The sequence below is a fragment of the Scytonema hankhaensis NUACC26 genome (assembly GCF_045865695.1).
Taxonomy (GTDB): domain Bacteria; phylum Cyanobacteriota; class Cyanobacteriia; order Cyanobacteriales; family Nostocaceae; genus Scytonema.
Genome location: NZ_BAACAP010000040.1, coordinates 1 through 6,042 on the forward strand (window position 1 = coordinate 1; position 6,042 = coordinate 6,042).

Annotated in this window: 10 protein-coding genes; 6 read left to right on the top strand and 4 right to left on the bottom strand. The window is 41.7% G+C overall.

Annotation, left to right across the window (positions count from 1 at the left end):
- Nucleotides 1-329: 329 nt before the first annotated feature.
- On the top strand, nucleotides 330-1,196 hold the full coding sequence (locus tag ACKTT2_RS00765) for a fasciclin domain-containing protein (protein WP_407882974.1): 867 nt from the start codon (nucleotides 330-332) through the stop codon (nucleotides 1,194-1,196).
- Between the two features lie 92 nt (nucleotides 1,197-1,288).
- On the opposite strand, the gene ACKTT2_RS00770 is transcribed toward ACKTT2_RS00765, so the two are convergent.
- Together ACKTT2_RS00770 and ACKTT2_RS00775 are read right to left on the bottom strand one after the other, a co-directional pair.
- Nucleotides 1,289-1,663, bottom strand: coding sequence for a response regulator (locus ACKTT2_RS00770; protein WP_407882976.1), 375 nt, complete (start codon nucleotides 1,661-1,663; stop codon nucleotides 1,289-1,291).
- A gap of 137 nt (nucleotides 1,664-1,800) precedes the next feature.
- Nucleotides 1,801-2,580, bottom strand: coding sequence for a hypothetical protein (locus ACKTT2_RS00775; RefSeq protein ID WP_407882979.1), 780 nt, complete (start codon nucleotides 2,578-2,580; stop codon nucleotides 1,801-1,803).
- 360 nt (nucleotides 2,581-2,940) lie between these two features.
- Here ACKTT2_RS00775 and ACKTT2_RS00780 point away from each other — a divergent pair, with 360 nt between their 5' ends.
- From ACKTT2_RS00780 to ACKTT2_RS00790, 3 genes are read left to right on the top strand one after another with little or no spacing between them, the layout of a single operon-like run.
- Nucleotides 2,941-3,063, top strand: a complete 123-nt coding sequence (locus tag ACKTT2_RS00780; protein WP_407882982.1) for a hypothetical protein — start codon at nucleotides 2,941-2,943, stop codon at nucleotides 3,061-3,063.
- A gap of 45 nt (nucleotides 3,064-3,108) precedes the next feature.
- Nucleotides 3,109-3,645 carry an SNF2-related protein gene (locus ACKTT2_RS00785; protein ID WP_407882984.1) on the top strand — a complete coding sequence of 179 codons (537 nt, stop codon included), beginning with the start codon at nucleotides 3,109-3,111 and terminating at the stop codon, nucleotides 3,643-3,645.
- Nucleotides 3,608-4,333 (top strand): hypothetical protein, encoded by a 726-nt coding sequence (locus ACKTT2_RS00790; RefSeq protein ID WP_407882986.1) that lies wholly within the window; start codon nucleotides 3,608-3,610, stop codon nucleotides 4,331-4,333. The genes ACKTT2_RS00785 and ACKTT2_RS00790 overlap by 38 nt, the downstream gene beginning before the upstream one ends.
- Nucleotides 4,334-4,379: 46 nt before the next feature.
- Here ACKTT2_RS00790 and ACKTT2_RS00795 read toward each other — a convergent pair whose 3' ends face one another.
- The gene (locus tag ACKTT2_RS00795) at nucleotides 4,380-4,763 is read right to left on the bottom strand and encodes an aspartyl protease (RefSeq protein WP_407882988.1); all 384 of its coding nucleotides are present in this window, start codon (nucleotides 4,761-4,763) and stop codon (nucleotides 4,380-4,382) included.
- On the bottom strand, nucleotides 4,754-5,077 hold the full coding sequence (locus ACKTT2_RS00800) for a hypothetical protein (RefSeq protein ID WP_407882990.1): 324 nt from the start codon (nucleotides 5,075-5,077) through the stop codon (nucleotides 4,754-4,756). The genes ACKTT2_RS00795 and ACKTT2_RS00800 overlap by 10 nt, the downstream gene beginning before the upstream one ends.
- 306 nt (nucleotides 5,078-5,383) lie before the next feature.
- On the opposite strand from ACKTT2_RS00800, the gene ACKTT2_RS00805 reads away from it, so the two are divergent.
- Together ACKTT2_RS00805 and ACKTT2_RS00810 are read left to right on the top strand one after the other, a co-directional pair.
- Entirely contained in the window at nucleotides 5,384-5,776 is a 393-nt protein-coding gene (locus tag ACKTT2_RS00805) for a DUF2887 domain-containing protein (RefSeq protein ID WP_407882992.1), read from the top strand.
- Nucleotides 5,754-6,042 (top strand): DUF2887 domain-containing protein (locus ACKTT2_RS00810; RefSeq protein WP_407882994.1); only part of this gene is annotated, 289 nt, incomplete at its 3' end. The genes ACKTT2_RS00805 and ACKTT2_RS00810, both read left to right, overlap by 23 nt.

Genomic DNA, 6,042 nt, shown 5'->3' on the forward strand with positions numbered 1-6,042 from the left:
TGACCAGTGACCAGTGACCAGTGACCAGCGACCAGTGACCAGTGACCAGTGACCAGCGACCAGTGACCAGTGACCAGCGACCAGTGACCAGTGACCAGCGACCAGTGACCAGTGACCAGTGACCAGCGATCGCTCATCAGTAAAAGAGACTGTATAAGTTTCTAGATTTATTTATGGAAAAAAACTTTATTCATTATTCAAATTCCCTACTTTATAAGTATGGAAATTAACTGGTCACTGTTAATTACTGCTTATGTGAGATTTTAGGTGTAGCAAAATGATATAAATCAATAGTGGTGAGATGTGAAAATAGAAGCCAAGTAAGTTTTATGAAGGTAAAATACGGCAATTTGCTGAAGCAATTGACTAGCATTGTGGGAGTAACGAGTGTTAGTCTCGTGCTTGGGTTACCTGTTGGGGCAAACGAGGTATTAAATCCTAACCCCAGTATTTTCAATGAAATGCCATATAACAAGAGTCTACGTCTTGGGGTTGGCTCACAATCTACGCTCAAAACACCTGCATCAGAAGTTACAAAGTCCACTAAAACTCCGACTAAAAACGTAGTAGCTCAAGGCGGTGCGATAAATCCAAGACCAAGTATTTTGCAGGAGTGTCCCTATAACCGCGCTGCTTGTCCTGGGGGATCGACCAGTCCCACGCAACCTCCATCTACGGCTCCTGACAGTACGCCTCCTTCTAGCCCAACAGAAACACCAACTACACCTCCAACAGAAACACCGACTACACCTCCGGATAAGCCATCATCTGGTACTTCCGAAGGCAAGGACATAGTAGCAGTGGCAGAGTCTAACGGGTCTTTTACAGTACTAACTAAAGCATTGAAAGCAGCGGGGCTAGTAGAAACCTTACAAGGCAAGGGACCTTTCACTATTTTTGCACCTACCGATGCAGCTTTTGCTAAGTTACCACAAGATGCTGTACAAGACTTGTTTAAGTCTGAAAACAAGGAAGTACTCACAAAAATATTAAGATATCATGTTGTTTCTGGTGCTGTACAGTCTAAAGACTTAAAATCAGGCGAAATCAAAAGCGTTGAAGGCGGTGCAATTAATGTCAAGGTTGAACAAGGTGGTGTCATGGTTAATGATGCTAAAGTCGTTCAATCTGATATTAAAGCTAGCAACGGCGTTATCCATGTGATTGATAACGTCATATTACCTCCTAGTTTATAGGTGGTCAGGGGTTAGCAGTTAGTAATTAGTTGCTAGCTGCTAACCTAGCATAGCAATCGATATTTCCAATGCCCAATGCCCAATGCCCTAATTCAATTCCAAACGGAGTTGATTTTGGATAACAAGCGATCGAAGTTAATTGGTTTGCGGATAAAATCATCTTCTGTTATCTTCAAGTCCTCTATGACACGAGTGTCATCAGAACCAGTCACAAGTAGAATTGGAATAAAGGGTAATTTCTCATTTTGACGGATACATTGAGTGATTTCATAACCATTCATTCCTGGCATCATAATGTCTAGCAATACTAAATCGGGGGGGGAAGCCTCAATTTTTGCCAAAGCCGAATTTCCATTCGTTGCTGTATCTACTTCATAACCTTCAGCTTCTAAAGCAGTTTGAAGTAACGATACGTTTAGTACAAAATCATCTACAACCAAAATTCGGCGGCGCTGAGTGTATTGCATAAATGAAATGCCTGCTTGTTAAAAATCGCTCAAAAAATTAAGTATATATACTTAAACGTTAATATGATTACATATTTTCTTAACAATTAAAACAATCTTAAGATAGTTGACATCTGTAGTGAGACAGAGATGTAAAGCTAGGTTGATTCTCTTGAAGTGCTTTTGTTGCCTTTTTTATGACTACCTGAACCGCGAACAACTAAGCGATCGCCTACCACCTCCACCTCGTCTACCTCTACAGGCAGATTTTCTAATTTCTTAGCAACTTGTTGCTTCAATCGTTCTTCTGAAAATCCAAAGCGCTTAGATAAATCTAACAAAGAAAAACTGATGTTACCAAGTTTAATGCGAGTTGTGTCATCTAGGCTGACTTGTTTGTTGCGGAGAGTTGGTTTTCCTTCAAGTTCCACATAGACGGGGTGATATCTCAAGATGGGTATAACCGAGAGTAACTTAGAAACCACTATTTGTTCTCCCTTTTGCAGCTCGTTAAAAGGAATTTCTCTTAAATCGATGACCGCGCCTGTTGAGATTGTACCGTTTTCAATTTGAGTCTTTGTACTGACAACAGCTTGAGCAAGACGGCTTTTGTCAGTAGATTGAGCAATTCCCGAATCGATAAGAGCATTCACTTCATTTGCATCTAGTTGCACTTCACCTTTACCTTTTGTACCTTTAAGATGATTGGAAATTTTACGCAACACTTGCTTTTGCGCTTGTTGCTTCTGTGCTTTTTGAAGTTGTTCGATTTGGTCGTTTGAAGGAACCTTATCTTCAGCCATAGGTGGGCTGATTTGTTGGGTTTGTGAATTCTTATACCAATCTGGTAGTTGAGTTGCTTGATACCAAAAAAAGAAGAAAACACCACCAGTGCCAGTTACAGTTAGACTAAATATATATAATAGTCGCCTGAGCATAAGCGAAGAGAAATAGTTATTAGCTTAATTTTTTATACACTCCTAGTCTCTTTAAATCTAAACATTATCTAGCTTCTCGATAAGGGACGCATAACAGCTAAAGCCGTATCGCACTTGTCAAAAGCCCAGTTTTCAATACTCATGTACTGTTTTGTCTAGTAAACTGATTTCACCGTACTGTACTATTACAATGTTTGACAAACTCGCGCCCTCATCTGTTGACAAAATATGTATTGTATGCATTATTTTTTAATAAGGAGCACAACCTTTATAACATACAAATAAAACCCACAACATAGAAGCACTTGCTTTTTGTCTGCTCAACTTACATTATAAATATCTAAATATGGTGCTTCAGAAATGACAAATTTACTACCTGGTACAGAAGTTGAAGCACGCTCTTTGCGCTGGGAGATAGTGAGTGCTACCCATCTGGGACAACAAACTCTTTACAGGTTGCGTTGCTTGGAAGGAGAACTCTGAGGTAGAGAATTTGACATTCTCCATCCTTTTGAATCTGTAGAGCCAGTGATTCGCGATCTGCGTCCCGATAAAGCCGCGCCTTTACCTAATTGGTTAGTATACCATCAAGCTTTTTTGTTGGAACAGGCTTTGCTGAGCGATGCTCTACTCGCCGTACAACCAGGTCGCCTGCGCGTGGAAGCATATCAATTGGTTCCTGTATTACGCGCAATCCGCATGAGCAGAGTACGGTTGCTGTTAGCGGATGGGGTTGGGTTGGGAAAAACCATTCAAGCTGGATTGATTATTACCGAGTTGATGGCGCGACGGGTAGTGCATCGCGTTCTAATTGTTTGTCCTGCTGGTCCGTTGTTGGAACAGTGGAAGCTAGAAATGTCTGAACGCTTTGGTTTGCGTATGGATGAGGTAAACCGAGGAAGGTTGGAAGAAATTCGTCGCAGTACGGAACTGGGGGCGAATCCTTTTGATTATATTCCTTTGGGCATCGCGTCCATTGATTTTCTTAAGCAAGAAAAAATTCTGGAATTCTTGGAAAGAGCGAGTTATGACATGGTGGTGTTGGATAAGGCGTGCTGTGGATAGAGTGCGGAATTTGTCCTTTGGCGGTACCGATCGCAACACTAAAGATAGCCGTGTCAGTGCGGTGAAAGCCGATGTAGAGAAACCAACCTTGCTATTTACTTTTTTAGGTAGAGTTGCTAGCAATGCGGGAGCGGAATTCGAGAAAGTGTTGGCGGTAAAAGTTGGGTCAGATGGGGAAACAGAGTTTTATGACCAAGCCCAAGATTGGCTTAGTTTAGCAGATCTGAAACAGGCGATAAGTACAAAAAATGTGTGGAAAAATCACTTTGAGTCATGTTGGGAAACTGCAACTCAGCAAGCGCAAGATGTCGCCCAAACGAATTGGTTATCTGTGGCGGAAGAATTTATCAAAGAACGCAGGCGCGAGTTGGAGACAGAAAAAGCCCGACAAACTGAGTGGTTGCAACAGCGCAGTCAAGAAATTACTGGGAACGTGGAAAATGCGGTGCAAACTACTTTATTTGATACTTCAGCTTTAACCGTGTCTGAATCGACTTGGATGTCTTTAACCCATCCCTTAGAAAGGTTGTCAGGATTTTCAATAGATACTGCTCAATCCGTGCGTCTTCGTAGTGAAGCTGATGGAGTGCTACGTATATACAAGCAGTGTTTGGCAATGTTAGAGTCAAGATTAGCACTGCGATCGCCTGAAGTTTTACCTTTGGGAGTGTTAATGTTAGTACAGTGAACAGTGAGCACCTGACCAGTAACCAGTGACCAGTTGTAAAAATGGATTAATTGCTGTCTGTCATCTCTAATGTCAATACTCCTCTTGGTTTGTTGACCACAAGCTGCATAATATCCAGCCATAACGCTCCCATCAAGGTATCTGGAACATCGTCCCCAACATGAACGGGGATGATAACCTCCGTACCGTCTATAATGATTTTACCTTCATAAAGAGCGAACTGTGCTGACCCTCTTGCTATCCTCATTTCAATTTGAGAAGTCATCAATTCCCACCCTAAAGCTTTTAGATCTTGGGAATTTATAGCTAACCACCCATCAGTAAACCCTGTATCGAATAAAGCTTCAACAGAAAATTCCTCTCCCTCGATCGCAACAAGCTGAATTTCAAAAAATAGCTCACCGTTGTCGCCAAATGAACCTACACCCATATTCTGCCGCAGGTTCCTGTATCATTTAATCGAAAGATAGTCAGTTTTACCTCGTTAGTATAACCGTAGGTATCGCGAATTTTTTGCGTTATTCCCTTTAAGGTCGGGTCAATGAGATACTGTTCTGTATCGGGGTCGATCGCAATATGCCAGTTGTAATACGCTTCTATTAGCTGTGGACGCAATCGCTCGAAGATAGCACGACACCTTACAGCAAGAGCATCCCGTTGTTCTTGACGGCGACTTTTTTCTTCTGGTGCTATGGGAGATAGAGGTAAGATACGGGTGCGTCGTGGATGAGACAGCTGTGTCATATCAAAAAAATAAATGCTATGTAGTTTTATTATGCCTAAACAAATCTCAAATTTCACATATGCCCCTTGCACTCTTCTGGAACTCAATTTTCCATACCGGAATGGAGAATAGTCCTCCACACTTTATTTTCAAGACAGCTAACAACAGGAACATTGGACAACCAAACACAAAAATATCTCTTTCCTAGTACCCAAGCGCAAATTTCCAGTTCCTTTTCTCAAGAAAATGGAGTTGTAATTGACACAAGATAATGGTATCGTGACAAGACAAATTTCCCGAAACTACCCTAGTTATAGGAGTGAGTAGTGAGACGTGATGCCATTTTTTATACCATTTTTAAGCGATCTCCCAGATTGCTGTTTGAATTAGTGGAACAACCACCTGCAAATGCAGACAATTACCGTTTTGAGTCCGTAGAGGTCAAAGAACCCACCTTCAGAATTGATGGTGTATTTTTACCTCCGCCAAACACTTCACCGCAAACGATCTTCTTCGCCGAAGTTCAATTCCAGAAAGATGAGTTGCTGTACCATCGCTTTTTTTCAGAATCGTTACTGTATCTGCATCGCAATTCATGGGTGTATGATGATTGGTATGGAGTAGTGATTTTTCGCTCAAGGAGTTTAGTAACCACAAAAGACAAATCTCCATCGCTCGCTCATCAACAGTTCGCAAGTGAGACGGATTTATCTAGATGAGTTGGGTAATCCCGAAGAGCAACCAGTCGCAATTAGCTTGTTGCAACTCACTCTAGCTTCCGAAGCACAAATGGTAACGCAAGCAAAACAGTTAATTGAGCGGGTCAAGGCTGAAGAAACAAGCCCCCTACCGAAGGATGACATAATAGATGTAATTACAACCATCGCTGTTTACAAGTTCATTAATCTGAGCCGAGTAGAGGTCGAAGCCATGTTAGGAATTGATTTAGAGCAAACCAGAGTTTATCAAGAAGCGAAAGCAGAAG